Origin of the sequence: Bradyrhizobium sp. 33ap4 (genome assembly GCF_032654765.1) — a bacterium.
In the GTDB taxonomy this organism is placed as follows: domain Bacteria; phylum Pseudomonadota; class Alphaproteobacteria; order Rhizobiales; family Xanthobacteraceae; genus Bradyrhizobium; species Bradyrhizobium australafricanum.
Map to the genome: position 1 here is coordinate 1 of NZ_JAUMTJ010000192.1, position 955 is coordinate 955.

Consider the following 955-nt stretch of genomic DNA (forward strand, 5'->3'; position numbering starts at 1 on the left):
GCGAGGCACATAGGAAAACAACTATAACACTCAACTCCTTGGCTCACAAGTCGGAGGCCAAGCGGTCTTAGGAAGACAACTATAACTCTCAACTCCTTGGCTCACAGAACGACATGGCTACGATCCGACTTTTCTAGCTTCACGCTCAGCTTCAGCTTCAGCGTTTCTAGCTTCACGCTCAGCTTCAGCTTTTCTAGCTTCACGCTCAGCTTCAGCTTTCCTAGCTTCACGCTCAGCTTCAGCTTCTAGTTTCTTAACCTCAAGCTCATACTCACGGTCAGCTTTTCTAGCTTCACGTTCAGCTTCTACTTTCTTAGCCTCTAACTCCATTTTGTGTTGCCGTTCCGAAAGTTCAATATCTTTCAGTTTTTGCTGCCTTAGAAGCTCAGCTTCTTTAGCCGATGCTCAGCTTCTTTCTGCTTTTTGCGTTCCTGAATGTCCTCCCAACATTCCTTAAGCTCATCTTCCTCAACCCCTGAAGCCTGGATTGCAGCCACGAGCTCAGGCTTCCTCATGTACTTCTCAGTTTTTACCCCCAATTCCTCACACAATAATAGGAGGTCAGCTTTTAGCAATGATTTTAGGTCCATGGTGGCTGAGTTAATCAAATCTGTTATGCCGTTCCAAGATCTAGGCCTAGGTCAACACGCGTAATTTCGAACACCTAGCCACTGCGAACTTGGCGTGCCTCAAAAGAAAAAGCCACTTACCCGATCGACGCTCGAAGTATGAACCCAAACCCGCTGCAGGCTTCCAGTCTCCAGTTGATCCGAGATCCCAATGGCTGCCAACCAGTTGTCGCGATTATCCCACCGGCTCTGCTGCAAGTTGTCTCGATATCAGCTGTCGCGATATCGCACCCGTGCTGCTACCAGTTGTTGCGGACCTTCAGTGGGTGTCGTAGCGTAGCGTGGTCAAGAGGAATGACAACGACGAGCCTTTCTATAAAAAGAAC

General features: G+C 48.5%; 1 protein-coding gene. It reads right to left on the reverse strand.

Features of this window, described 5'->3' with window-relative positions; genetic code table 11:
• Positions 1-117: 117 nt before the first annotated feature.
• Positions 118-330 (reverse strand): hypothetical protein, encoded by a 213-nt coding sequence (locus Q2M23_RS43650; RefSeq protein WP_316399531.1) that lies wholly within the window; start codon positions 328-330, stop codon positions 118-120.
• Positions 331-955: the final 625 nt, after the last annotated feature.

Coding starts and splice junctions, on each gene's coding strand:
- Q2M23_RS43650 (WP_316399531.1), bottom strand. CDS start 330: ATGGAGTTAGAGGCTAAGAAAGTAGAAGCTGAACGTGAAGCTAGAAAA.